At 68.3% G+C, this 23,942-nt stretch carries 19 protein-coding genes; 13 read left to right on the top strand and 6 right to left on the bottom strand.

Translation table 11 applies throughout. The features are described 5' to 3' along the window. Position 1 precedes the first annotated feature (1 nt). Positions 2–484 (top strand): excinuclease, encoded by a 483-nt coding sequence (locus AVE30378_RS24195; protein WP_244235130.1) that lies wholly within the window; start codon positions 2–4, stop codon positions 482–484. Positions 485–579: 95 nt separating this feature from the next. Next, the gene (locus AVE30378_RS24190) at positions 580–1,041 is read left to right on the top strand and encodes a GatB/YqeY domain-containing protein (protein WP_129244361.1); all 462 of its coding nucleotides are present in this window, start codon (positions 580–582) and stop codon (positions 1,039–1,041) included. 33 nt (positions 1,042–1,074) lie between these two features. Here the strand turns inward: AVE30378_RS24190 and dinB are convergent, their stop codons facing one another. Beyond that, positions 1,075–2,178, bottom strand: a complete 1,104-nt coding sequence (gene dinB / locus AVE30378_RS24185; RefSeq protein WP_422393596.1) for a DNA polymerase IV — start codon at positions 2,176–2,178, stop codon at positions 1,075–1,077. A gap of 50 nt (positions 2,179–2,228) precedes the next feature. On the opposite strand from dinB, the gene AVE30378_RS24180 reads away from it, so the two are divergent. Then, positions 2,229–2,651 (top strand): PaaI family thioesterase, encoded by a 423-nt coding sequence (locus AVE30378_RS24180; RefSeq protein ID WP_129244357.1) that lies wholly within the window; start codon positions 2,229–2,231, stop codon positions 2,649–2,651. Between the two features lie 10 nt (positions 2,652–2,661). Here the strand turns inward: AVE30378_RS24180 and AVE30378_RS24175 are convergent, their stop codons facing one another. After that, on the bottom strand, positions 2,662–3,117 hold the full coding sequence (locus tag AVE30378_RS24175) for a BPTD_2524 family lipoprotein (RefSeq protein ID WP_129244355.1): 456 nt from the start codon (positions 3,115–3,117) through the stop codon (positions 2,662–2,664). A 188-nt stretch (positions 3,118–3,305) separates the two neighbouring features. On the opposite strand from AVE30378_RS24175, the gene AVE30378_RS24170 reads away from it, so the two are divergent. After that, positions 3,306–5,222 carry a S9 family peptidase gene (locus AVE30378_RS24170; protein ID WP_129244354.1) on the top strand — a complete coding sequence of 639 codons (1,917 nt, stop codon included), beginning with the start codon at positions 3,306–3,308 and terminating at the stop codon, positions 5,220–5,222. Here AVE30378_RS24170 and AVE30378_RS24165 read toward each other — a convergent pair. After that, the gene (locus AVE30378_RS24165) at positions 5,212–6,426 is read right to left on the bottom strand and encodes a GGDEF domain-containing protein (RefSeq protein ID WP_129244352.1); all 1,215 of its coding nucleotides are present in this window, start codon (positions 6,424–6,426) and stop codon (positions 5,212–5,214) included. The two genes, AVE30378_RS24170 and AVE30378_RS24165, sit on opposite strands and share 11 nt — an antisense overlap. Positions 6,427–7,011: 585 nt before the next feature. Here AVE30378_RS24165 and pgaA point away from each other — a divergent pair. Genes pgaA through pgaD form a run of 4 tightly spaced genes read left to right on the top strand, consistent with a single transcriptional unit; the run spans position 7,012 to position 13,268 of the window. Beyond that, positions 7,012–9,444, top strand: coding sequence for a poly-beta-1,6 N-acetyl-D-glucosamine export porin PgaA (pgaA, locus tag AVE30378_RS24160; protein ID WP_244235129.1), 2,433 nt, complete (start codon positions 7,012–7,014; stop codon positions 9,442–9,444). Between the two features lie 10 nt (positions 9,445–9,454). Beyond that, the gene (pgaB, locus tag AVE30378_RS24155) at positions 9,455–11,491 is read left to right on the top strand and encodes a poly-beta-1,6-N-acetyl-D-glucosamine N-deacetylase PgaB (RefSeq protein ID WP_129244348.1); all 2,037 of its coding nucleotides are present in this window, start codon (positions 9,455–9,457) and stop codon (positions 11,489–11,491) included. Further along, positions 11,488–12,825, top strand: coding sequence for a poly-beta-1,6-N-acetyl-D-glucosamine synthase (gene pgaC, locus AVE30378_RS24150; RefSeq protein ID WP_129244346.1), 1,338 nt, complete (start codon positions 11,488–11,490; stop codon positions 12,823–12,825). The genes pgaB and pgaC overlap by 4 nt, the downstream gene beginning before the upstream one ends. Next, the gene (gene pgaD, locus AVE30378_RS24145; protein WP_129244344.1) at positions 12,822–13,268 is read left to right on the top strand and encodes a poly-beta-1,6-N-acetyl-D-glucosamine biosynthesis protein PgaD; all 447 of its coding nucleotides are present in this window, start codon (positions 12,822–12,824) and stop codon (positions 13,266–13,268) included. The genes pgaC and pgaD overlap by 4 nt, the downstream gene beginning before the upstream one ends. A 43-nt stretch (positions 13,269–13,311) precedes the next feature. On the opposite strand, the gene AVE30378_RS24140 is transcribed toward pgaD, so the two are convergent. Then, complete coding sequence (locus tag AVE30378_RS24140) at positions 13,312–14,559, bottom strand: MFS transporter (protein WP_129244342.1); 1,248 nt, start codon at positions 14,557–14,559, stop codon at positions 13,312–13,314. 165 nt (positions 14,560–14,724) lie between these two features. On the opposite strand from AVE30378_RS24140, the gene AVE30378_RS24135 reads away from it, so the two are divergent. Then, positions 14,725–15,534: an AraC family transcriptional regulator gene (locus AVE30378_RS24135; RefSeq protein WP_129244340.1), complete on the top strand. Its 810-nt coding sequence runs from the start codon at positions 14,725–14,727 to the stop codon at positions 15,532–15,534. A gap of 121 nt (positions 15,535–15,655) precedes the next feature. Beyond that, positions 15,656–18,250, top strand: a complete 2,595-nt coding sequence (locus tag AVE30378_RS24130; RefSeq protein ID WP_129244338.1) for a penicillin-binding protein 1A — start codon at positions 15,656–15,658, stop codon at positions 18,248–18,250. Positions 18,251–18,531: 281 nt separating this feature from the next. Here AVE30378_RS24130 and AVE30378_RS24125 read toward each other — a convergent pair whose 3' ends face one another. Next, positions 18,532–19,233 carry a metallophosphoesterase gene (locus AVE30378_RS24125; RefSeq protein WP_129244336.1) on the bottom strand — a complete coding sequence of 234 codons (702 nt, stop codon included), beginning with the start codon at positions 19,231–19,233 and terminating at the stop codon, positions 18,532–18,534. 188 nt (positions 19,234–19,421) lie between these two features. Here AVE30378_RS24125 and AVE30378_RS24120 point away from each other — a divergent pair, with 188 nt between their 5' ends. Beyond that, positions 19,422–20,597 (top strand): PepSY-associated TM helix domain-containing protein, encoded by a 1,176-nt coding sequence (locus AVE30378_RS24120; protein WP_129244334.1) that lies wholly within the window; start codon positions 19,422–19,424, stop codon positions 20,595–20,597. Continuing rightward, on the top strand, positions 20,594–20,776 hold the full coding sequence (locus tag AVE30378_RS24115; protein ID WP_129244332.1) for a hypothetical protein: 183 nt from the start codon (positions 20,594–20,596) through the stop codon (positions 20,774–20,776). Before AVE30378_RS24120 ends, AVE30378_RS24115 begins: the two co-directional genes overlap by 4 nt. Before the next feature lie 176 nt (positions 20,777–20,952). Here the strand turns inward: AVE30378_RS24115 and AVE30378_RS24110 are convergent, their stop codons facing one another. Beyond that, complete coding sequence (locus AVE30378_RS24110; RefSeq protein WP_129244330.1) at positions 20,953–21,777, bottom strand: aldo/keto reductase; 825 nt, start codon at positions 21,775–21,777, stop codon at positions 20,953–20,955. 309 nt (positions 21,778–22,086) lie between these two features. Between AVE30378_RS24110 and AVE30378_RS24105 the strand changes: the two genes are divergently transcribed. Then, positions 22,087–23,892, top strand: coding sequence for an ABCB family ABC transporter ATP-binding protein/permease (locus tag AVE30378_RS24105; RefSeq protein ID WP_165360285.1), 1,806 nt, complete (start codon positions 22,087–22,089; stop codon positions 23,890–23,892). Positions 23,893–23,942: the final 50 nt, after the last annotated feature.

The raw sequence follows: 23,942 nt of genomic DNA, 5'->3' as shown, positions 1-23,942 counted from the left end.
CATGCCGCCGCTTTTTTCCCGTTTCACCATTGGAATCCCCGCCATGAACATGTCTAACAAGCTGTTTGGAACCCTGGCTCTGTCGCTCGTCTGCTCCACGCAAGCCGTCGCGGCGGACCGCACTGTCCACCTGCCGCTGAAGCCGGCGATCGAAGCCGCGCAGGCGGCCGGAAAAATCGACGGCAGCGTCAGTTTCTACCTGGCGGGCACCGGACCCAGGGGGAAGGTGCTGGAAGCGAACGTCGTCACCAACCGCAAGACCAATGCGTTCGCGAAGAAAGACGAAGAGGCTTGCCTGTGGGTCGCCCAATCCGCCGTCATCGCGCTGCACGAAGCGGCGAAAAAGGCGGGCGCGAACGCGGTCACCAACATCGTTAGCTACTATCGCAAGAGCGAATACAGCAGCAAGACGGATTACGAGTGCCATGCCGGCGCCATGGTCGCGGGCGTGGCGTTGCGCGGCGATCTCGCCAAGGTAAAGTAGAGACGGGTCCGACCGCTCCGCCGAACATCCCGGGGGCGAACCGCAGGCCGCCGGTTTACACTGTTTCTTTGCCGCAACACCACAAAGGTTCACCCATGAGCACAGCTACGCTCAAGACCCGCCTCTCCGATTCCGTCAAGGAAGCGATGCGCGCCAAGGCCGCCGAGCGCCTGGCCACGCTGCGTTTCCTCCTGGCCGCCGTCAAGCAGAAGGAAGTGGACGAACGCCGCGACCTGACCGACGCCGAGATCACCTCCATCATCGAAAAGCAGGTCAAGCAGCGCCGCGAATCCATCGCCGCGTTCGAACAGGCCGGCCGCACGGAAACCGCCGAGCAGGAAAAGGGCGAACTGGCGGTGCTGCAGGAATTCCTGCCCCAGGCCGCCACGCCCGAGGAAGTCTCCGCCGCCATCGACGCCGCGCTGGCCGACGTGGCCGCGCAAGGCGTGACGGGCGCGCCCGCCATGGGCAAGGTCATGGCCCTGCTCAAGCAGTCCCTGGCCGGCCGCGCCGACATGACCGCGCTGTCGCAGCAAGTGAAGGCCCGCCTGGCCTGATCTCCGGGCGGCCCGCCGCGCGCGGGCGCGCCCTCAGAACGCGCCCCCGAACAGGTCCGGCTGGCGCGACAACTCCGCCGGATCGGCGAAATTGCTCATTCCCACCCCCGCCAGCCGGTAAAGCGTCGCCGGCGGCAGTTCCACGCGTTCGCACAGCAGCTTCGCCGCCGCGGCAAGCTCGGCCGCGGAGCCCGGCGGGTTCAGGCTGGTCTGGCTGCGCGTCAGGATGCGGAAGCGGTCGGTCTTCAGCTTGAGCACCACGGTGCGGCCCAGCGCGCCCTTCTTCAGCGCCTGGTCCCACACTTTCTGCGCCATGCGGTCGATGGCCTCGCCCAGCGCGTCCAGGCGGACGTCCTGCGAGAACGTGGTTTCGGCCGACACCTGCTGCAAGGGCGCGTCGGTCTGCACCTCGCGTTCGTCGATGCCGCGCGCCAATTCGTACAGGCGCCGGCCGTAGCGGCCGAAATGATGTTCGAGTTCCTGGGCGCTGTGCGTGGCCAGGTCGCCCACCGTATGGATGCCCAATTGCTCCAGCCGCGCCTGGGTGACCTTGCCCACGCCCGGCACCTTGCGCACCGGCAGGGGCTCCAGGAAGGCCAGCACCTTGCCGGGCCGGACCACGAACAGGCCGTCCGGCTTGTTCCAGTCCGAGGCGATCTTGGCCAGGAATTTGTTGGGCGCCACGCCGGCCGAGGCAGTCAGGCCGGTTTCCTCGCGGATCTGGTGACGGATGACCTGGGCCACCTCGGTGGCCGAAGGCAGCCCGCATTTGTTGACGGTGACGTCCAGGTAGGCCTCGTCCAGCGACAGGGGTTCGATCAGGTCGGTGTGCCTGGCGAATATCTGCCGGACCTGGCGCGAGACCTCGCGGTAGCGGTTGAAATCGGGCGGCACGTAGACGGCGTGCGGACAGAGCCGTTCCGCCCGCGCCGCGGACATGGCCGAATGGATGCCGAAGCGCCGCGCCTCGTACGAGGCGGCGCAGACGACCGAGCGCGGGCCAGTCCAGGCCACCACCACCGGCTGGCCGCGCAGGTCCGGGTTGTCGCGCTGCTCCACGGACGCATAGAACGCGTCCATGTCCACATGCACGATCTTGCGCGCCTCAGACACCCTGAAACCCCGTGGCAAAAACATATATTATGACCGGCGACAACCCGCTATCCCTTTCCGTCCATAACGGTTCCATGACTGCATCCGCAACTGCCCAGACCGATTACTTCGGCCTCGCCATTCCTTTCATGAATTTCCTCGGCCTGGTGCCCGAGCACATCGAGCAGGGCTACGCCCGCACCACCCTGCCCTGGCGGCAGGACCTGACCAACAGCCGCGGCGACGTGCACGGCGGCACGCTGATGAGCGTGCTGGACTTCACACTCAGCGCCGCCGCCCGCGGCTCGGCCGACGGCCTGGAAGGCATGGCCACCATCGACATGAACACCTCGTTCCTGTCGCCCGGCACGGGCGACCTGACCATAGAGGGGCGCTGCCTGCGCCGCGGCGCCTCCATTGCCTTCTGCGAGGGCGACGTCCGGCGCGCCGACGGCGAACTGGTCGCGCGCGCCACCGCCACGTTCAAGATCATCCGCCGCCGCCCGGGCAGCGATTGACGCCTTTGGCTCAGTCCTTCAGGTCGCGCGAGGGCTTGACCTTGGGGCGCGGATCCAGCGGCATGTAGCTGCTGCACGACACCAGGCTGTAATAGACGGCATCCTGCATGGCGCGCATCGCCGCGGCGTCCCAGGTGCCCTTGCCCCACATGGCGATGCGCACGTCGGTGCTCTTGGCGCCGGCGGCCTTCAGTTCGACCCGCGACATTTCATTGTCGGTGTAGGGCGCCAGCACCCGCACCACGCCGGACTGCGCGCTTTCGTTCAGGTCGGCTATCACGCGGTAGGCGTTGTCCGTGCTGCGCAGGCAATCCCGGGATTGCCGGATCGCCGTCGCGTAGGCGTCCTTGAAGGCCACCGGCGCCTTGAACTCGCTGTGCGGGGACGAGCCGTTCTGCGAAATGCCCATCGAGCATCCCGCGAGGCCCAGGGCCAGCGCCGATGCCGCGACCAGATTCCTGTACATGTGTATCTCCAAATCAGTGCCCGCGATTATCCCGCATATCGGCCCGGCACGCGTGCCCGCCGGGAGCCGGGGCGGGGCGGGGACCTCGCGCGCCGGCGGTTCGACACCGCCGGCGCCGCTATGGCATTATCGGTGGACCAGCCGGCAGCCGGCCCTGCCCGCGGCCGCAGCAACCTCGGAGGTTCCCCTTGTTCTCATTCCTGAAGCGCACCGTCCTGGCCGCCGGCATCGTCAGCGCATCGCTGGGCGCCAGCGCCGCGCAACCGCCCCGCGCCTACCCCCTGAAGGATTTCTTCCGCAATCCGGAACGCGGTTTTTTCCGGCTGGCCGATGACGGCAGGACGCTGGGCTTCATGCAGCCCACCAGCGTGGACGGCAACCCCGCCCGCATGAACATCTATGTGCAGCCCCTGCAAGGCAGCACGCCGGTGGGAGACCCCCGCCAACTGACCAGCGAAACCGCGCGCGACATCAGCAATTTCTTCTGGAAAGGCGCCGATGTGGTGCTCTACCAGAAGGATTTCGGCGGCGACGAGAACTTCCACGTGCTGGCCGTCAACGCCAAGACCGGCAAGATCACCGACCTGACGCCCTACGAAGGGGTGCGCGCCGGGATCGAGGACGACCTCGAAGACGACCCCGACCACGTCCTGATCAGCCACAACCAGCGCGACCCGGAGGTCTTCGACGTCTACCGCGTCAACGTCCACACCGGCGCGGCGGTGCTGGTGGCGCAGAATCCCGGCAATATCGTCGGCTGGCAGACCGACCACGCCGGCAAGGTGCGCGCGGCGGTCGCCAGCGACGGGCTGAACACCACCCTGCTCTACCGCGACGACGAAGCCTCCGAGTTCCGTCCGCTGATCACCACCGATTACCGGACCAGCGTAAGCCCGGCGTTCTTCACCTTCGACGACAAGAAGTTCTACGCCCTGTCCAACCGCGGCCGCGACAAGCTGGCGCTGGTGGTCATCGACCCGGCCGCGCCCGACGTCGAAGAAACCATCTTCACCCCCGACACGGTGGACCTGGACGCCGCGGCCTATTCGCGCAAGCGCCGCGTGCTGACGCTGGCCGCCTACCAGACCGACAAGCCGCAGTACCGGTTTTTCGACGCCGAGACCGAGACGCTGTTCAAGAAGCTGTCGGCCAGGCTGGAAGGCTACGAATTCGCCATCCAGGGCTCCAACCGCGACGAAAACAAGTTCATCGTCGCCGCCTACAACGACCGCACTCCCGGTTCGCGCTACATCTACGACGCCGCCTCCGACACGCTGACCAAGCTGGCCGACATCAACCCGGCCATCCCCGAAGCGGACATGTCCCGCGTGCAGCCCATCAGCTACCAGACGCGCGACGGCCTGACCGTCCACGGCTACCTGACGCTGCCCGCCGGGCGCGCCCCCACGAACCTGCCTTGCATCGTGAATCCGCATGGCGGCCCATGGGCGCGCGACGGCTGGGGCTACAACCCCGAGGTGCAATTCCTGGCCAACCGCGGTTTCTGCGTGCTGCAGATGAATTTCCGCGGCTCCACCGGCTATGGGCGCGCCTTCTGGGAAGCCAGCTTCGGCCAATGGGGCCTGAAGATGCAGGACGACATCACGGACGGCGTCCAATGGCTGGTGGGGCAAGGCATCGCCGATCCCAAGCGCATCGGGATCTACGGCGCCAGCTACGGCGGCTACGCCACGCTGGCCGGCGTCGCCTTCACGCCGGACCTCTACGCGGCCGCGGTCGATTACGTGGGCGTGTCCAATCTGTTCACGTTCATGAAGTCGATTCCGCCGTACTGGAAGCCCATGCTGGCCAAGATGCAGGACATGGTGGGCGACCCCGAGCGCGACAGCGAACGCCTCGCCGCGACCTCCCCCGCCCTGCACGCCGACAGGATCAAGACGCCGCTGTTCGTGGCGCAGGGCGCCAAGGATCCGCGCGTGAACAAGGACGAGAGCGACCAGATGGTCAAGGCGCTCCGCGCGCGCGGCGTCGAGGTCGAATACATGGTCAAGGACAACGAGGGCCACGGCTTCCACAACGACGAGAACAAGTTCGAGTTCTACGAGGCCATGGAAAAGTTCCTGAAGGAACACCTCAAACCGTAGACTCCGCGCCCTCGTGGGCGGCCGGCGCCGCGTCCGCCGGGCGGCCCGGGGCGCGCCCGGGCCAGGCCATCTCCACCCGGTCGCGGCCCTGCTGCTTCGCGCGGTAGAGCGCGGCGTCGGCGCGGGCTAGGATGCCGTCGGCGGTGTCGCCCGGCAGGTACACGGCCAGGCCGCCGCTGGTCGTCATCGGGACTTCCGCCCCTTGCAGGTAGAGGGGCGCGTCGCGCAGGACGTCGCACACTCGCTGCGCCTGCACCAGCGCGCGGGCCGAGTCGCAGTCATACATCAGCAGCACGAATTCCTCGCCGCCCAGCCTGCCGAAGCGGTCGCTGCTCCGGACGGCCCGCTGGACGACCTGCGCGTAGTGGCGCAGCGCGGTATCGCCTCCCGCGTGCCCGTAGCGGTCGTTGATGGATTTGAAATGGTCGATGTCCAGCACCAGCACGGCCAGCTTTCCGCCGACGCGCTTGCAGCGCCGCAGCTCGCGGCCGAGTTCGTCCAGGATGCTGCGCCGCGAATAGGCCCGCGTCAGGCTGTCGAAAGTCAGCGCGGCCTGCATCTGCTCGGACTGGCTGGTCTGGACCAACAGCAGCAGCGCCAGGAACAGCGCCGGCACGGTGACCACTCCGCAGACGATGAAGAACAGGGCCCAGGGCGACGGATCCAGCAAGGACACGGGCATCTGCCCGCCAATGGTATAGACCGCCACGCGCAGCGCATGCAGCCCCGCCAGCCCGAAGATCGCCAGCATCAGGTACAGCATCACGCCGCGGGTCTTGAGCCGCTTGCGCTGCTGGAAAATCACCCGCCCCGTCGCCAGGGCGCCCGTACAGGTATAGACGGAGAACAGCAGTATGCGTCCGCGCAGGTCGTCTCCGCCGTACAGCAGCAACGCGAACGCCAGGATGCAAAGCGCGCCCAGGCCGGCCGTGCGCAGGACTTGCGGACGCAGGCCGAAAAACAGCCGCACGCCGACGTAGACCAGGCTCAGCGCGCAGACCCATGCCGCGTTCGACACGATCACGTAGACGCCCGGCGGAAGGATCCGCGAGGACGCATACGCCAGCAGGGACAGGACGGCCAGCGCGTTGGCGGCCGTGAACGCCCTGATGCCCCCCACGTTGCTGGCGTGGAAGGGCACGAACAATGGCAATGCCAATCCCGTGGCCAGGCCCCACATCAGGAAGAATAAGGAAGTCGTCATGGTTCTTGCCGGCTCGCGCTTTCGCGGCGTCCGCCGTCGCTCGGAATTGCCGTTGCCCAGGGTCCGCACCGCGGAACGCGTTACACCTCAGCATTTTTGATGCTTTTTGTTACTTGTGCGGCAAAGGGGCACGCTTGTGCATAGGCCCGCAGCCGCCGTGTCCGCGCCAAGACGGACGCGGTACGAGCGATGAAGAATACGTCAAGGTCGACCCGCGCGGCCCTCTCTTTGCAGTAATTGACAGTTAACTTCTTCGAAAACCCCTAAAGTCCGTCCTGTTGACGACGCCGCGAGAGCGCCGCAACCACGCCCTGCGGGCGTGGCGCGTACTAGCCATGCACTCCCATTGCGCGAGTGCGAAGGTCCCCGAAGCGGGCGCCGCGCAACCAAAACCCATGTTTCCATCTCCGTCGCCGGCGCCTTGCGCCCGCGAGGCGTCCGGCCGTCGTGCCGGCCGCGCGCATCCGGCGGAGGTCGCGAACGCCCTTAGTTGCAACTGCGGAAGTACTACAGATGCCATGCAAAGGAAGACCCACGGAGAAAGCCGCCGACCGGCCGCCATCTCCCTGCATTGCCGCGGCGGGCTTGAGCCTGTTTGCCGCCTGCGCCGCCCTGGCGCCTGCCCTGGCCCTGGCCAGCCCCGGCAATGACGATTACGACAGCCTGATCGCCCGCGCCCGCGCCGGCGAATACGAACCCGCGCTGGCCATGCTGCGCCAGCAAGGTCCGGCCGCCGGCCAGCGGGCCATCCTCGACCGCATCGTCATCGCCGGCTGGGCCGGCAGGCCGGCCGAAGCGGCCGCCGCCTACGAAACGCTGCCGGCCGGCGCCACCCCGCCCGCCGACGTCCAGCTCGCCGCGGCGCGCGCCTACCGCGACCTGCGGCGCTGGCCCGAGGCGCTGGCCGCCTACCGGGCGGGCCTGCGCCGGCATCCCCGGCTGGCGGCGTTCCAGGCCGGCGAAATCATGACGCTGGCCGACGCCGGCCAGGCGCAAACCGCGCTTGCGGCGGGCGAGCGCTGGGTCGGACGCCAGCCCCGGGACGCCGATGCGCGCCTGGCGCTCGCCTACGTCCACGCCCGCCAGGGCCGCCCGTTCGACGCCCTGCGCCAGACCGACCAGGCCCTGGCCATCGCCCCCGGCGCGCCTTACGTCCAGCGCGAATACGTCCACGCGTTGCAGCGCGCCCGCATGCCGGCCGAGGCGCTGGCGCGGGCCCGCGAACATCCCGGCCTGCTCGACGCCGCGCAGATGCGGCGCCTGGAAGCCGACGCCGTGGCCCAGCAAGTGCGCCTGGCCTCCATGCCCACGCGCGGCGAGGCCGGACGCTTCACCATCGCCGACCGCGCGCTGGCCCGCTACGACGAACTGATTCCCGCCTGGCGCGAAGCGGGCGAAACCGCCCGCGGCGACGTGCTGCGCGCGCGCATCGACCGGCTCCACGCCCTGCATGCCCGCGTGCGCATGGCGGACCTCGTGCGCGAATACGAGGCGCTGCGGGCGGAAGGCGCGGAGGTGCCGCGCTACGCCCTGAACGACGTCGCGTCGGCCTACCTGTACCTGCGCGAGCCCGAGAAGGCCCGCGACATCTACCGGCAGGTCGCCGCCGGCGGCGCCACGCGCGACGACGACGCCGAGGACCGCCTGAACAACGAAACCGGCCTGTACTACTCCCTGGCCGAAGCCGAAACGTTCGAGGAAGCCTCGGAAACGCTGGACGCCATGCGGGACGGCTATCCGGCCTGGGTCTACGCCAAGGGCCAGCCCAGCCGCATCCCGAACGACCTGCACCTGGAACGCCTGCAGACCGACGCCGCGGCCAGCCTGATGTCGGACGACACCGAGACCGCCCAGCGCGGCCTGGAAGACATGGTGCGCGAGGCGCCCAACAACTCCACCCTGCTCGCCCAGTTGGCGGCGACGTACCGGGCTCGCTCGCTGCCGCGCGCGTCGGAACGCACGCTGAAAATGGCGGAGACGCTGACGCCCCGCAACCTGGGCGTGGAGAACGGCCAGGGCTTCGGCGCGCTGGAACTGCAGGAATGGCGCCAGGCCGAGGCCCTGAGCCGGGACACCCTCGCGCGCGCCCCCGAAGACCTGGTGTCGCGCCGGCTCGCCCGGCAATGGGAGGTGCACAACAAGGCCGAACTCCAGATCAACGGCTATCGCGGACTGGCATCGGACAGCCCGGTTTCCGGCAGCGGCGACTTCGGCATCGACGCGGTGCTGTACTCCAGGCCGCTGGATTACAACTGGCGCGTGTTCGGCGGAGGCGGATACGCGGCCGGCGACTTCGAAGAAGGCCGCGGCACCTACCGCTGGGTCCGCACCGGCGTGCAATGGCGCGGCCGCGACCTGACGGTCGAGGGCGAGGTCTCCACCCATGACTACGGCCATGGCGTCAAGCCGGGCTTGCGCCTGACCGCCGCCTATGACGTGGACGACCACTGGCAGGTGGGCGGCTCGGCCGAACTGATGTCGCGCGAAACGCCGCTGCGCGCCCTGGCCAGCGGGGTCACGTCCAACAGCCTGTCGGGATACGTGCGCTGGCTCGCCAACGAGCGCCGCGAATGGACGCTGTCGCTGTCGCCTTCGCATTTCAGCGACGGCAACGACCGCTGGTCGCTCGGCCTGAACGGACGCGAGCGCGTCTACACCGCGCCGCACCTGAAAGCCGACCTGGAATTCGACATCTCCACGCAGCGCAACAGCGGCGGCAGCGACGTGCCCTATTTCAATCCGCGCTCCGACCTGATGCTGCTGCCCGGCCTGCGGCTGACGCACACACTGTACCGCCGCTACGAAACCGCCTGGGAACAGATCGGCACCGTCGGCGCCGGCGCGTACGCCCAGCAGGGCTACGGTACCGGCGGCGTGATCGCGCTGGGCTACGGCCAGCGCTACCGCGCCAATGACGTGCTCGACATGGGCGCGATGATCACCGGCATCAGCCGCCCGTACGACGGCGACCGCGAGCGCGAACTGCGCATCGTCTTCGACCTCGCCTACCGCTTCTGAGACCGCCTCCATGCTTAAAACCCATACCCGTGTCCTCCTGGCGGGCCTGCTGTTGCTGGTCATCCTGCTCCTGACCGCCTGCGCCAAGGACATCCCCGTCTACACGCCCCCGGCCGAACGGACCGTCGCACCCGTCGACAAGCCCTGGGCATCCGGCCAGTTCCTGGCCCTCGCCTACCACGACGTCGAAGACGAAGACCCCGACCAGGGCTTCCTCAGCGTGCGCACCGACCGCCTGGTCGACCAGTTGGCCTGGCTGCGCGAGAACGGCTACCAGGCCGTGTCCGTGGACCAGATCCTGGACGCGCGCAATGGCGGCAAGCCCCTGCCCGAGCGGGCCGTGCTGCTGAGCTTCGACGACGGCTACCGCAGCTTCCTTACCCGAGTCCTGCCCATCCTGAAAGCCTATCGGTGGCCGGCCCTGCTGGCGCCCGTGGGCATGTGGATGGATACGCCCGCCGGCAGGCAGGTGGACTTCGGCGGCAGCCCCCAGCCGCGCGGCCGCTTCCTGGACTGGAACGAGGTCCGCGAGATCTCGCAGTCCGGCCTGGTGGAGATCGCCGCGCACACGGACGCCTCCCACTACGGCGCGCTGGCCAATCCGCAAGGCAACACCGAACCGGCCGCCGCCATCCGGGTCTACGACGGCCGCGGCCGCCAGTACGAATCGGAGGCGCAGTTCCAGGCCCGCATGGGACGGGACGTGGCCGCAATCACCGACAAGATCCGCCGCGCCACCGGCAAGTCGCCGCGCGTCTGGGTGTGGCCCTACGGCGCCGAAGGCGGCTCGACCCTGAAGATCGCGGACGAGCATGGCTACCGGATGGCGCTCACGCTGGAGGACGGCCCCAGCCGGGTGTCCCGCCTCATGTCGACGCCGCGCCTGCTGCTGGCCAACGACCCGCGGTTGCGGCCCTTCGCCGACAGCATCGCGGGCATCGAGGCCCTGCCCATGATGCGCGTGGCGCACGTGGACCTGGACTATGTCTACGATCCCGATCCGGACCAAGCCGACCGCAACCTGGGCGAACTGGTGCAGCGCATCGTGGACATGCAGATCAATACGGTGTTCCTGCAGGCGTTCGCCGACCCCGAGGCCGACGGGCTGGTCAAGTCCGTGTACTTCCCCAACCGCTGGCTGCCCATGCGCGCGGACCTGTTCAACCGCGTTTCCTGGCAATTGCAGAACCGGGCGCACGTGAATGTCTATGCCTGGATGCCGGTGCTGGCGGTCGACCTCGACCCCTCCATCGGGCGTGTCACGCGCTGGGATCCCGCCCATCCCGACGCCGCCCCGGCGCCGGATCCGGACCAGTACCTGCGCCTGTCGCCCTTCGATCCGGTGGCGCGCCGGCGCATCGGCGATCTGTACGAGGACCTGGCGCGCTACACCCTGTTCGACGGCGTGCTGTTCCATGACGATGCCGTCCTGAGCGACTTCGAGGACGCCAGCCCCGGCGCCCTGGCGGCCTACCGCAAGGCCGGTCTGCCCGGGTCGGTCGCCGAACTGCGCGCGGACCCGGACACGCTGCAGCGCTGGACGCGCCTGAAAAGCCGCGCGCTGGTCGACTTCACGGCCGAGCTGGCCGAACGCGTGCGCGCGGTGCGCGGCCCGCAGATCAAGACGGCCCGCAATATCTACGCCGAACCCATCCTGAACCCCGCCAGCGAGACCTGGTTCGCGCAGAACCTGGACGACTTCCTGGGCTCCTACGACTGGACCGCGCCGATGGCCATGCCGCGCATGGAGAACGTGCCCGAGAACCGCGAAAACGCCTGGCTGGACCGGATGGTCGACGCCGTCGCCAGGCGGCCCGGCGCGCTGGACAGGACCGTGTTCGAACTGCAGGCGCGCGACTGGCGCACGGGCCCCGGCCGTCCGGAAGCCGCGCCGGTCGACACCGCCGTGCTCGCCGGCTGGATGAAGCGCCTGCAACTGCGCGGCGCCCGCAGCTTCGGCTACTACCCCGACGACTTCTCGCAAGACCAGCCCCGGCTGCAAGACATCCGGCCCGCCATTTCCGATGCGTGGTATCCCATCCGATGATAGACCGACTGATCGCCCTGATTATTCTCTGCGCGATGCTCGGCGCGCCCTTCGGCTTCACCCTGATGCTGACCGGCGAGGCGCTCCTGGGCTTCGTGTTCTTCTACCCCCTGTTCATGTCCGGCATGTGGATGACCGGCGGCCTCTATTTCTGGTGGCACTGGGAGCGGCACTGGCAATGGGGCAAGGACCGCGAGCCGCCGCCGCTGGCGGGCAATCCGCTGGTCTCCATCCTGGTGCCCTGCTTCAACGAGGCGGACCATGGCGAAGAGACCCTGCTGGCCGCGCTGGGCCAGAATTATCCGCACATCGAAGTCATCGCCATCAACGACGGCTCCAGCGACGGCACGGCGGACATGCTGGACCGGCTGGCATCCATCCATGACCGGCTGCGCGTGGTCCACCTGGCGCAGAACCAGGGCAAGGCCATGGCACTGCGCATGGGCGCGCTGGCGGCGCGCAGCGAATACCTGGTCTGCATCGACGGCGACGCGATGCTGGATCCGGACGCGGCCGCCTATCTGGTGGCGCCGCTGCTCGACAATCCGCGCGTGGGCGCGGTCACCGGCAACCCGCGCATCCGCACGCGCTCGACGATGATAGGCCGGATCCAGGTGGGGGAATTCTCCTCGATCATCGGCCTCATCAAACGCACGCAGCGAGTCTATGGACAGGTCTTCACCGTGTCCGGCGTGGTCGCCGCGTTCCGCCGCGCCGCGCTGGACCGCGTGGGCTACTGGAGCCTGGACATGATCACCGAAGACATCGACATAAGCTGGAAGCTGCAGCGCGACCACTGGTCGATCTTCTACGAGCCGCGCGGACTGTGCTGGATCCTGATGCCCGAGACCCTGCGCGGGCTGTGGAAGCAGCGGCTGCGCTGGGCGCAGGGCGGCGCCGAGGTCTTCCTGAAGAACCTGCGCTCCATCTGGAGCTGGCGCCATCGCCGGCTGTGGCCCCTGGTGGCGGAATTCTGCCTGTCCACCGCCTGGGCCTTCGCCTTCGCCATATCGGTGCTGCTGTGGGCCGTCAGCCAGGTGGTCGATCTGCCCAACAACATGCACATCGCCAGCCTGATGCCTCCCGCCTTCACCGGCATGATGCTCGCGATGGTGTGCCTGCTGCAATTCGCCGTCAGCATCCTGATCGACCGCCGCTACGAACCCGGCCTGCCGCGCGCCCTGTACTGGGTCATCTGGTATCCGCTGGCCTTCTGGATGGTGAGCCTGTTCACCACCCTCGTCAGTTTCCCCAAAGTCATGCTCCGCAAGCAGGCCCAGCGCGCGCGCTGGACCAGCCCGGACCGGGGCATCAAATCACCGGACGCATCATGATCATCACCACGCAACGGTCCCGCGCGGGCTATCTGTTCGACCTCGTCCTGACCGGCATCGGCTGGTTCGCCTTCGTCTACCTGTTCGGCGCGGGCATCCTGGCCATCCTGAGCGGCGCGGCGGAAGGCCCCGGCATGTCGCCGTGGCCGGCCTTCGTGCCCACCCTGCGCACGCTGTCGGGCTATGCCCTGCTCGCTGCGGCCAACGCCGCCGTGCTGGTGGCGTGGGCGGTCTACAACCATCGCCGCTTTTCCGGCAAGGACCGCCGCAAGCCGATCAAGCCCTTGAGCGACCACGGGCTGGCGATGAGCTTCGCCCTCACGCCGGCGCAGCTAACGCATTTGCGGTCCAGCCGTTCGGCCGTCGTCCACCACGGGGAGGACGGGGAAATCACCAGCATCGACACCCGCAGCCCCCTCCTGAACGCCCTGCGGACAGGCTGAGCCCGAAGGCGGGACGGCGCCGTCCCGCCCCTCGCGCGCCGGCTCAGGCGCGCGCCTTTTCCACGTCCGGCAGCAGGATCGCCACCACGCCCAGCAAGGGCAGATAGGCGCAGACCTGATACACGTAGCCGATGCTCGTGGCGTCCGCCAGCTTGCCCAGCGCCGCGGCGCCCACGCCGCCCATGCCGAAGGCGAAGCCGAAGAACAGGCCGGCGATCATGCCCACCTTGCCCGGGACCAGTTCCTGCGCGTAGACCACGATGGCTGAAAAGGCGGAGGCGAGCACCATGCCGATGACCACGACCAGCGCCCCCGTCCAGAACAGGTTCGCATGCGGCAGCAGCAGCGTGAACGGCGCCACGCCCAGGATCGACACCCAGATCACGATCTTGCGGCCGATGCGGTCGCCGACGGGGCCGCCCACCAGGGTGCCCACCGCCACCGCGGCCAGGAACAGGAACAGGAAGAGCTGCGCCTCGCGCACCGACAGGGTGAACTTGTCCATCAGGTAGAAGGTGAAATAGCTGTTCAGGCTGGCCAGGTAGAAATACTTGGAGAACACCAGCACGCCCAGCACGGCCAGGGCGCCCATCACCTGCCGTTGCGACAGCCCGTGGCCGGCTCCCTCGCGGCGCGCCCGCGGCTTGAGCCTGACGCGGTTGGCGCTGTACCAGCGCCCGATGCCCGTCAGCACCACGATGCCGAACAGCGCCGCCAGCGAAAACCACGCCACGCTGCGCTGCCCGTGCGGAATGATGAACAGCGCGGCCAGCAGCGGGCCCAGCGCCGACCCCACGTTGCCGCCCACCTGGAACAGCGACTGCGCCAGCCCGTGGCGGCCGCCCGACGCCATCCGCGCCACGCGCGACGATTCCGGATGGAACACCGACGAGCCCGTGCCCACCAGCACCGCGGCCGCCAGCAGCCAGCCGAACGACGGCGCGACCGACAGCATCAGCAGCCCCACCAGCGTGAAACCCATGCCCACCGGCAGCGAATACGGCTTGGGATTGCGGTCGGTGTAGAAGCCGATGAAAGGCTGCAACAGCGAGGCCGCCAATTGATACACCAGCGTGATCAGGCCGATCTGCGCGAACGACAGGCTGAACGAATCCTTCAGCATGGGGTAGATGGCCAACAGGATCGACTGGATCATGTCGTTCATCAGATGCGCCACGCTGATCGCGCCCAGCACCTTGAAGGCGGTGGACGGATCCGAGGCGGCGGCCGGGGCCGCGGGCGGGGCGGGATTGCCGTCGGCAACGGCAGCGGGATTCTGGGCGGAGTTCATGGTCTCGGACAATAATGGGATGGCCTGCCCGGCGCCGCGCCGGGACCTGTGGACAGTGTAGGAATCCCGCGCCGGCCCGACATGCCAATTTTCGTCGTATAAGTGACAAAATGCGGATATCGCCCTTTTGGCATCCTGCTCATCCTTATGTCGGAAGTGACACCCATGCCCGCACGCCCCGCCCTGCCCGACCCCGCCCGCAGCGTCAACGCGCAGGACTACCAGGACCGGCCGCGCGTGGTCACGGCCATGGCCAAGGAGTTCCCCGCCGGCGCCCAGACGGGCACCCACTCCCACCCCCGGGCCCAGTTGATCTACGCCGTCGAGGGCATCATGCGCGTCACCACGCCCAGCGGCTTCTGGGCCCTGCCCCCGCTGCGCGCGCTATGGGTGCCGGCGGGCGTGCCGCACGGCGTGGACATGGTGGGCGCCGTCTCCATGCGTTCGCTCTATCTCCAGGCCGAGGCCGCGGAGCGCTACTGGCCCCAATGCCAGGTGGTCGAGGTCAGCGGGCTGCTGCGCGAACTGGTCCTGGCGCTCACGGCGGAACCCATCGACTACCCGCTGGGCGGCCGGGCCGAGCAGATCGCCGCCCTGGCGCTGTCCGAACTGTCCGCCGCCCGCGTCGCGCCGATCCAGATCCCCTGGCCCCGCGACCGCCGCCTGCAGACCATCTGCGCGGCCATCCTGGACCAGCCGGGCCTGCAACGCGGCATCGAGGACTGGGGCAGCGAGGTCGGCGCCAGCGCCCGCACGCTGATCCGGCTGTTCCAGGCCGAACTGGGGCTGAACTACCGCCAGTGGGTGCAGCAGGTGCGGCTGGCCGACGCGGTGTGCCGCCTGTCCCTCGGCGAGCCCATCGCGCGGATCGCCTCCGGCCTGGGCTACCGCAGCGCCAGCGCGTTCTCGGCCATGTTCCACCGCGCGCTGGGCGCGCCGCCCCAGCGTTACCTGCGGCCGGCCCCGAAAGGGTGAACGGGCGCGCGGCCGCGGCAGCCGGCCTTGCCGTTTGTCACGGCCCGCGATACAAATTTGGTTACCGAAACCTTATTGCACGCTGGGCGGTCTATACCGTTCTGTCCTAGAATCGCCTGCAATGAGCACCCCCCAGCAATCTCCCGCCACCCCGGGCGGCAAACCGGGTTTCCCCTGGAAACGACTCCTCGTCAAGACGGGCATCGCCGCCGCCGGCGCCGGCGTGTGCGGCGCCGTCCTGCTCGGGCTGGCGCTGGCCCTGGCATGGCCCAGCCTGCCCGACCTGCACGCCATGACGGACTACCGCCCCCGGGTGCCGCTGCGCATCTATACGGCGGACAAGGTGCTGATCGGCGAATACGGCGAAGAACACCGCAACGTCCTGCGTTTCGACGAGATCCCGCCCGTGATGCGCCAGGCGGTGCTGGCCGCCGAGGACGACCGCTTCTACAGCCACGGCGGCGTGGACTGGATGGGCGTGGCGCGCGCGGTGCTGACCAACGTGGTCAAGGGATCCAAGACGCAGGGCGGCAGCACCATCACCATGCAGGTGGCGCGCAACTTCTACCTGTCTTCGGAAAAGACCTATTCGCGCAAGTTCTATGAACTGCTGCTGACCTTCAAAATCGAATCCGAGCTCACCAAGGACCAGATCCTCGAGCTCTACATGAACCAGATCTACCTGGGCCACCGCGCCTACGGCTTCGCGGCCGCCTCGCGCACCTATTTCGGCAAGCCCCTGTCCGAAGTGACCCCCGCCGAAGCCGCCATGCTGGCGGGCATCCCCAAGGCCCCCTCGCGCTTCAATCCCATCACCAACTTCCCGCGCGCCGAGATCCGCCAGCACTACGTGCTGGGCCGCATGAAGACGCTCGGCTACCTGACGCCCGAACAGGCGGACGAAGCCCTGAAACAGCGCCTGACCATCCGCGGCGCGGACGGCACGAGCGCGCGCGGCTTCGCGGTGCACGGCGAGTATCCCGCCGAACTAGCCCGCCAGTTGATGTACGGCGTGTTCCAGGAAGAAACCTATTCCAAGGGCATCGACGTCTACACCACCATCGACTCCAAGGACCAGGAAGCCGCCTACCTCGCGGTGCGCGACGGCGTGCTGGACTACACGCGCCGCGCGCCGTATCCCGGCCCGGAAGACCAGATCGACCTGCCCGAAGGCGTCGAAAAGGACCCGGCCGCGCTGGACGAGATCCTGGACGGGGTGCAGGAAAAGACGCCCGACAGCGAAGACCTGCTGACCGCCGTGGTGCTGGCCGCCAGCCCCACCGAAGTGACGCTGGCCCGCAGCGCGCGCGACATCGTCACGATCTCCGACAAGAAGGCCCTGGCGGTCGTCGCCCGCGCGCTGAACCCCAAGGCCGGCGACAGCCAGCGCCTGCGCCGCGGCTCGGTGGTGTACCTCCACAAGAACGGCGACAACTGGGAAATCATCAACATGCCGGCGCTGCAGGCCGCGCTGGTGTCCATGGCGCCCCAGGACGGCGCCATCCGCGCCATGATCGGCGGCTTCGACTACAACCGCGGCGGTTTCAACCGCGTCACCCAGGCCTGGCGCCAGCCCGGCTCCAACATCAAGCCCTTCGTCTACGCGGCCGCCCTGGAACGCGGCCTGACGCCGGCCACCCAGATCTCGGACCAGCCCTTCATGCTGACCGCCGAACAGACCGGCTCCAAGGCCTGGCAGCCCAAGAACGACGGCAACAAGTACGAGCCCATGCTGACCTTGCGCCAGGGCCTCGTGCGCTCCAGGAACATGGTGTCGATCCGCATCCTGCAGGCCATCACGCCGCAGTACGCGCAGGACTACCTGACCCGCTTCGGCTTCGACAAATCCCGCTGGCCCGCCGTGCTGCCCCTGGCGCTGGGCGCGGGCGGCGCCACGCCCCTGCAGGTCGTCAACGCCTACGGCGTGTTCGCCAATGGCGGCTACCGCGTCACCCCCTACCTGGTGGACCGCGTCACCGACCGCTCCGGCCACGTGCTGATGCAGGCGCAGCCGGTCGTCGCCGGCGACGAGCAGGCGCGCGCCATCGACCCGCGCACCGCCTGGGTCATGGACGACATCCTGCGCGGCGTCACGGTCAGCGGTACGGCCGCGCGCGCGCACCAGGTGCTCAAGCGCAACGACGTGGGCGGCAAGACCGGCACCACCAACGAAGCCGTGGACGTCTGGTTCTCGGGCTTCACGCCCAACCTGGCCACCACCGTCTGGATGGGCTTCGACCAGCCCCGCTCGCTGGGAACCAACGAGTTCGGCAGCGGCCTGGCCCTGACCACCTGGCTGGACTACATGCAGCCGGTGCTCAAGGGCGTCCCGGAAGGCAAGCCCGCGCCGCGCCCCGACGGGCTGCTGGTGGACAACGGCGAATACTATTTCTCGGAATTCCCGCCCGGGCAGGCCGTGGCGTCGCTGGACCTGTCGTCCGGCGACGAATTGACGGACTTCCTCAACAACAACCGTTCGACGGACGGCGCCGACACCTCGGTGAAGCCGCTGCCGCCCAACGGCGGCGCGGCGCCGCTCGACGCCCCCGTCCAGACGCCGCAGGCGCTGCCGATCCCGGTCCCCCGCGCCGACGGCGCGCCGGCCGGCAACACGCCGTTCTTCCCGCCCATCCCCGTGCCGCGCGTCGACGCCGACGCCCCCGCGCAACCCGGCGCCGTCAGCGGCCCCGGAACGGTCGTGGCGCGGCCGCTCTAGCCTGATCGCAGTGCCTCCCGCGGGTGTCAGACACCCGTACGGCAAAACGCGACAGGCTCGAGACGGCGCTACACGGGTGTCTGACACCCAGCCACCGCTCGCGCAGGTGTCAGACACCCATACGAGACAGACGCCAGGCCGCAACAACGTTTCCGGGTGTCTGACACCCATCGCACTGGCCAGGTGCTTGATACTTCGGAAGGCGTTTCACATTCAGCCGGTGTCAGACACCACCGTGTCTGACACACGGAAGGCTCGGCTGGTGTCTGACACACGGAGCATCAAGCTTCCGTCACCACCTCCCGCGGCCAGGCCTGCAGCGTCTCCAGTTCCAGGAACGTGAAGTAGCCGGACTTCCACCCTTCGGTGTCGATGTGATAGACATTCCCCAGCAGCAGCGGCGCCGCGACCGGGGTATGCCCCGCCACCACCGCCCGCACGCCCTGGATGCCGGTCCGGTTCATCTGCCGCAGGCGGTCGCGCGACCACTGGCAGGCCTCGCTGGTGCGCTGGTAGCGGTCCTGCAGCGCGGATTCCAGGCGCGGCCAGAACAGCACCGGGCAGTCCGCGTGCAGCAGGCCCACCGCGCCGGCCGAGGTCTCGACCTCGATGGCGATGGGCAGCCGCGCGAAGGCCTCGGCGAAGACCTCCTGCCGTTCCGGCGGCAAATCCAGGAACCAGCCGCCGCCGTAGCCGCGCCAGTTCTCCACGTCCACCCGCCCCGTGCGCACGTGCCGGATGGCGTAGTCCTCGTGGTTGCCCTGCACCGCGTAAAACCAGGGACGGGCCAGCCAATCCAACGCGGCCTCGTTTTCCGGGCCGCGGTCCACCAGGTCGCCCACGGAGAACAGCCGGTCCCTGGACGGCTCGAAGCCCAGTTGGTCCAGGCTGTCCTCCAGGCGGGAAAAATGGCCGTGCAGGTCGCCCACCGCGAAATCGCGGCCGTGCTCGTTGCGCGGGACTTTGAGAAAACGCTGCTCCATGATCCGGAACTACCACCGTATTGATGCCTGAACCTTCTTTTTAACCCGCTTTCGATCCGTCCCCGCCGCGCGCCCGCGCCACGCCGTGGAAAAACCACGTGACGAGAATCGATATTATTCGTGATAATGTCGGGACTTTCCCCAACACGCGCCTCGAAGGGCCGCGTGAACCGCCACTGCCCAGTTCCATGACAGCCGCGTCCACCATCAAAACCTGGTATCTGGTCCACAAATGGACCAGCCTGGTCTGTACGATCTTCCTGCTCATCATCTGCCTGACGGGCCTGCCCCTGGTGTTCCATCACGAGATCGAACACTGGCTGGACGACGGCAAACCGCTGTCGGACGTGCCCGCCTCGACGCCGCCCGCCAATCTCGACAAACTGATCGGCACCGCCAAGTCCATGTACCCGGGCGAAGCCGTCGACTACCTGTTCTTCGATCCCGACGAACCCCAGGTCTACGTGGGCATGGCGAAGAAACCCGGCGACGGCCAGGTGTCCGGCCACGCCGTGCGCATGGACGGCCGCACGGGCGACGTGCTGCTGGACGGCCCGCCCTATGCCCAGGACCGCTTTTCGTTCATGGGCATCATGCTGGCCCTGCACGTGGACCTGTTCGCCGGCCTGCCCGGCGAGCTGTTCCTGGGCTTCATGGGCCTGCTGTTCTGCGTGGCCATCGTCTCCGGTGTCGTGCTCTACGGCCCGTTCATGAAGAAACTGGAATTCGGCACGGTGCGCGCGGCCCGTTCCACGCGCCTGAAATGGCTGGACCTGCACAACCTGCTGGGCATCGTGACGCTGGTCTGGGCCTTCGTGGTGGGCGTCACCGGCGTCATCAACGAACTGTCGACGCCGCTGTTCCGCCTGTGGCAGTCCACTGAACTGGTGCGCATCCTGGAACCCTACAAGGGCGAGACGGTGCCCACCGAACTGGCCTCGGCCCAGTCCGCCGCCGACACGGCCAGGAAGGCCCTGCCCGGCAACGAAGTGTCGTTCATCGCCTTCCCCGGCAACGCCTTCGGCAGCCCCCACCACTACATCGCCTGGATGCGCGGCGATTCGCCGCTGACCTCGCGCCTGAACACGCCCGTCCTGATTGACGGCAAGACCGGCGAACTGACGACCGTGGCCCGCATGCCCTGGTACCTGACCGCCCTTGAATTGTCGCGCCCGCTGCACTTCGGCGACTACGCCGGCATGCCCCTGAAGATCCTCTGGGCGCTGCTGGACATCATCACCATCGTCGTCCTGGTCAGCGGGCTCTATCTCTGGCTGGCGCGGCGCCGCGCCACCGACGCGCGCATCGCCGAACTCGTGCGCAAGCACCAGGCCGCCGCCATTCCCGACAGGACCCCCGCATGACGAAGACGACCCGCGGTTTCATGTTTGTCTGGGGCGCGCCGATCGTGCTGGGCGTGCTCAGCGTGTTCGGCCTGATGGCCGCCCTGCTCGGCACCGGCGGCTGGCACTGGGCGTCCTGGGTCGCCCTGGCCATCCTGCTGGTGGTGATCGTGCGCTACTGGGCATTCCCGATCAAGTAGGATGGGTGGAGCGCGAGAGTTCCTGGGCAAGAACTCAGGTATCCAGCGCGCGCAACCCATGCGGCCGCAATCGCTTGTTTTCCGGCCGATGCCAGGCACAATCTGCCTACGGCCGCATGGGTTGCGCGCGCTGGAGGGCGGTGTTCTAGCTTAAGAACTCTCGCGCTCCACCCATCCTACCCAAACGTTTCCGGGTCCGGTCCCAGGCGCTTGCCGTCCGGGATGCCGTCGATGGCGGCCATGTCCGCCGCCGACAATTCGAAGTCGAAGACGTCGATGTTCTCGCGGATGCGGGCCGGCGTGACCGACTTCGGGATCACGATCAGATCGTTCTGCAGGTGCCAGCGCAGGGTCACCTGGGCGGGCGACTTGCCGTACTTCCGCGCCAGGTCCACGATGGCCTTTTCCTTGGCCACCCCGCCCTGGGCCAGGGGGCTCCAGGATTCGGTCGCGATGCCGTGCCTGGCATGGAAGGCGCGCAAGCCGCGCTGGGGGAACCCGGGGTGCAGCTCGATCTGGTTCACCGCCGGGGTGACGCCGGAGGCGTCGATCAGGCGCTCCAGGTTGGCCTGCGTGAAATTGGACACGCCGATCGAGCGCGCGCGGCCGTCTTCCTTCATCTCGATCATGGCCCGCCAGGCATCCAGGAACGTCTCGCCGCCGGCGACCGGCCAATGGATCAGGTACAGGTCCACGTACGCCAGGCCCAGCTTCCCGAGGCTCTCGTCCATGGCCTTGTGGGCCTCGTCGTAGCCGTGCCGGTCGTTCCAGAGCTTGGTCGTGATGAACAGGTCCTTGCGCGCCACGCCGGAGCCGCGCAGGCCCGCGCCCACGCCGGCCTCGTTCCCGTAGATGGCCGCGGTGTCCACGGAGCGGTAGCCTGCCGCCAGCGCTTCTTTCACGCTGGAGGCCGCCTGCTCGTCCGGAACCTGCCAGACGCCCAGGCCCAGTTGCGGGATCCTGCCGCCGTCGTTCAATTTCACTGCGGGTACTTTCGCCATAAGACCCTCCGTAGCTTGCAACGCGACGCTCGCGCGGCGAATACGCGCCAGGTCGCGCAACCAAGGGGCAGCCGGGCTCGATCCTTGGTTGGAACAGTAAAAATGCGGGCCCTCCAGGCTGCGCCCGTGTCGCGATACCGGATTGGAAGCGCCGGGAGAGACCTGCCCATCCCGGCGCCATGATCCCGATAATACCCCCAGGGCCAGCGCGCCGCGGTCCCGGGCAAGAATGCGGCAGGTGCCCGATAATGCCGTTCACCCGGCCCGCCGCCCCGCGCCCGGCCCTGCGCAACCACCCTCACCCGCCCCATGAATCCTCCTGAAACCCGGCCCAAGAACGGCGGCAATCTGCATACGCTGCGCACCCTCTTCCCCTACCTCTGGCCGCCCGGCAGGACGGGCCTGAAAGCCCGCGTGGTCGCGGCGCTGCTGTGCCTGTTCGCCGCCAAGGCGGCCACGGTCTACGTGCCGCTGCTGTACAAGCAGGCCGTGGACGAACTCGGCAAGGGCGCGCCGGGGACCGTCACGGTGCCCCTGGGCCTGATCCTGGCCTATGGCAGCGCCAGAGTGCTTTCCCTGCTGTTTTCCGAACTGCGCGACGCGATCTTCGCCCGGGTCGGCCAGCACGCCATCCGCGCGGTCGGGCTGCAGATCTTCCGGCACCTGCACGCGCTGGCGCTGCGCTTCCACCTGGAACGCCAGACCGGCGGCCTGAACCGCGCCATCGAGCGCGGCACCAAAGGCATCCAGACGCTGCTGTCGTTCCTGCTCTTCAACATCCTGCCGACCTTCTTCGAAATCGGCCTGGTCTGCATCGTGCTGTGGAAGATGTTCGACGCCTGGCTGGCGCTGGCCACCGGCGCGACCGTCATCCTGTACATGGGCTACACCCTCGTCGTCACGGAATGGCGCGCCAAGTTCCGGCGCCTGATGAACGAGACCGACTCCGAAACCAACACCAAGGCCATCGAAAGCCTGCTGAACTACGAAACGGTCAAGTATTTCGGCAACGAAGAGCACGAAGCCCGCCGCTACGACGCGTCGCTGACCCGCTACGAACGCGCCGCCGTGCGCAGCCAGGTCAGCCTGTCGATCCTCAATATCGGCCAGGCCGCGATCATTTCGGCCGGGCTGACCCTCGTCATGTGGATGGCCGCCACCGGCATCGCCGAGGGCCGCTACACGCTGGGCGATTTCGTGCTGGTCAACACCTACCTGCTGCAGTTGTACTCCCCGCTGAGCTTCTTCGGCTTCATCTACCGCGAAATCAAGCAGGCCATGGTCGACATGGAACGCATGTTCGAGCTGCTGGGCCAGGACCGGGAAGTGGCCGACCGTCCGGACGCCCGGCCCCTGCGCGTGGCGGGCGGCCAGGTGGAGTTCCGCGACGTGCGCTTCGGCTACGACGCGCGCCGGCCCATCCTCAAGGGCGTCAGCTTCACCATCCCCGCCGGCAAGACGGTGGCCGTCGTGGGCACGTCGGGCGCCGGAAAGTCCACCATCGCCCGCCTGCTGTTCCGCTTCTACGACGCCGACGGCGGCGCGATCCTGGTCGACGGCCAGGACGTGCGCGACGTCGCGCAGGCCAGCCTGCGGGCGGCGATCGGCGTGGTGCCGCAGGACACCGTGCTGTTCAACGACACCATCCGCTACAACATCGGCTACGGCCGCCCCGAAGCCGGCGACGAAGAAATCGAGGCGGCCGCCCGCCTGGCGCACATCCACGACCTGATCATGGCCATGCCCGACGGCTACCGGACCCTGGTCGGCGAGCGCGGCCTGAAGCTGTCCGGCGGCGAAAAACAGCGCGTGGCGATCGCCCGCACCCTCCTCAAGAATCCCGCCATCTTCCTGTTCGACGAGGCCACCAGCGCGCTGGACACCCACACCGAGCGCGAGATCCAGGCCAATCTGCGCGAAGTCAGCCAGGGCCGCAGCACCCTGATCATCGCCCACCGGCTGTCCACCGTGGCGGACGCCGACGAGATCATCGTGCTGGCCGAAGGCCGCATCGTCGAGCGCGGGCGCCATGCCGACCTGCTCGCGCAAGACGGCGTGTACGCCAGCATGTGGGCGCGCCAGCAGGAACGCGCCCCCGCCGTCCCGGCGGATTGACAAGCCCACCCCCTTGGACGACTATCCTCCCCTTTGATTTCCAGGCCTTC

Origin of the sequence: Achromobacter veterisilvae, assembly GCF_900496975.1 — a bacterium.
Lineage (GTDB): Bacteria > Pseudomonadota > Gammaproteobacteria > Burkholderiales > Burkholderiaceae_B > Achromobacter > Achromobacter veterisilvae.
The sequence above is the reverse complement of the archived record's forward strand: the minus strand, read 5'-3'. Positions and strand labels throughout refer to the sequence as shown.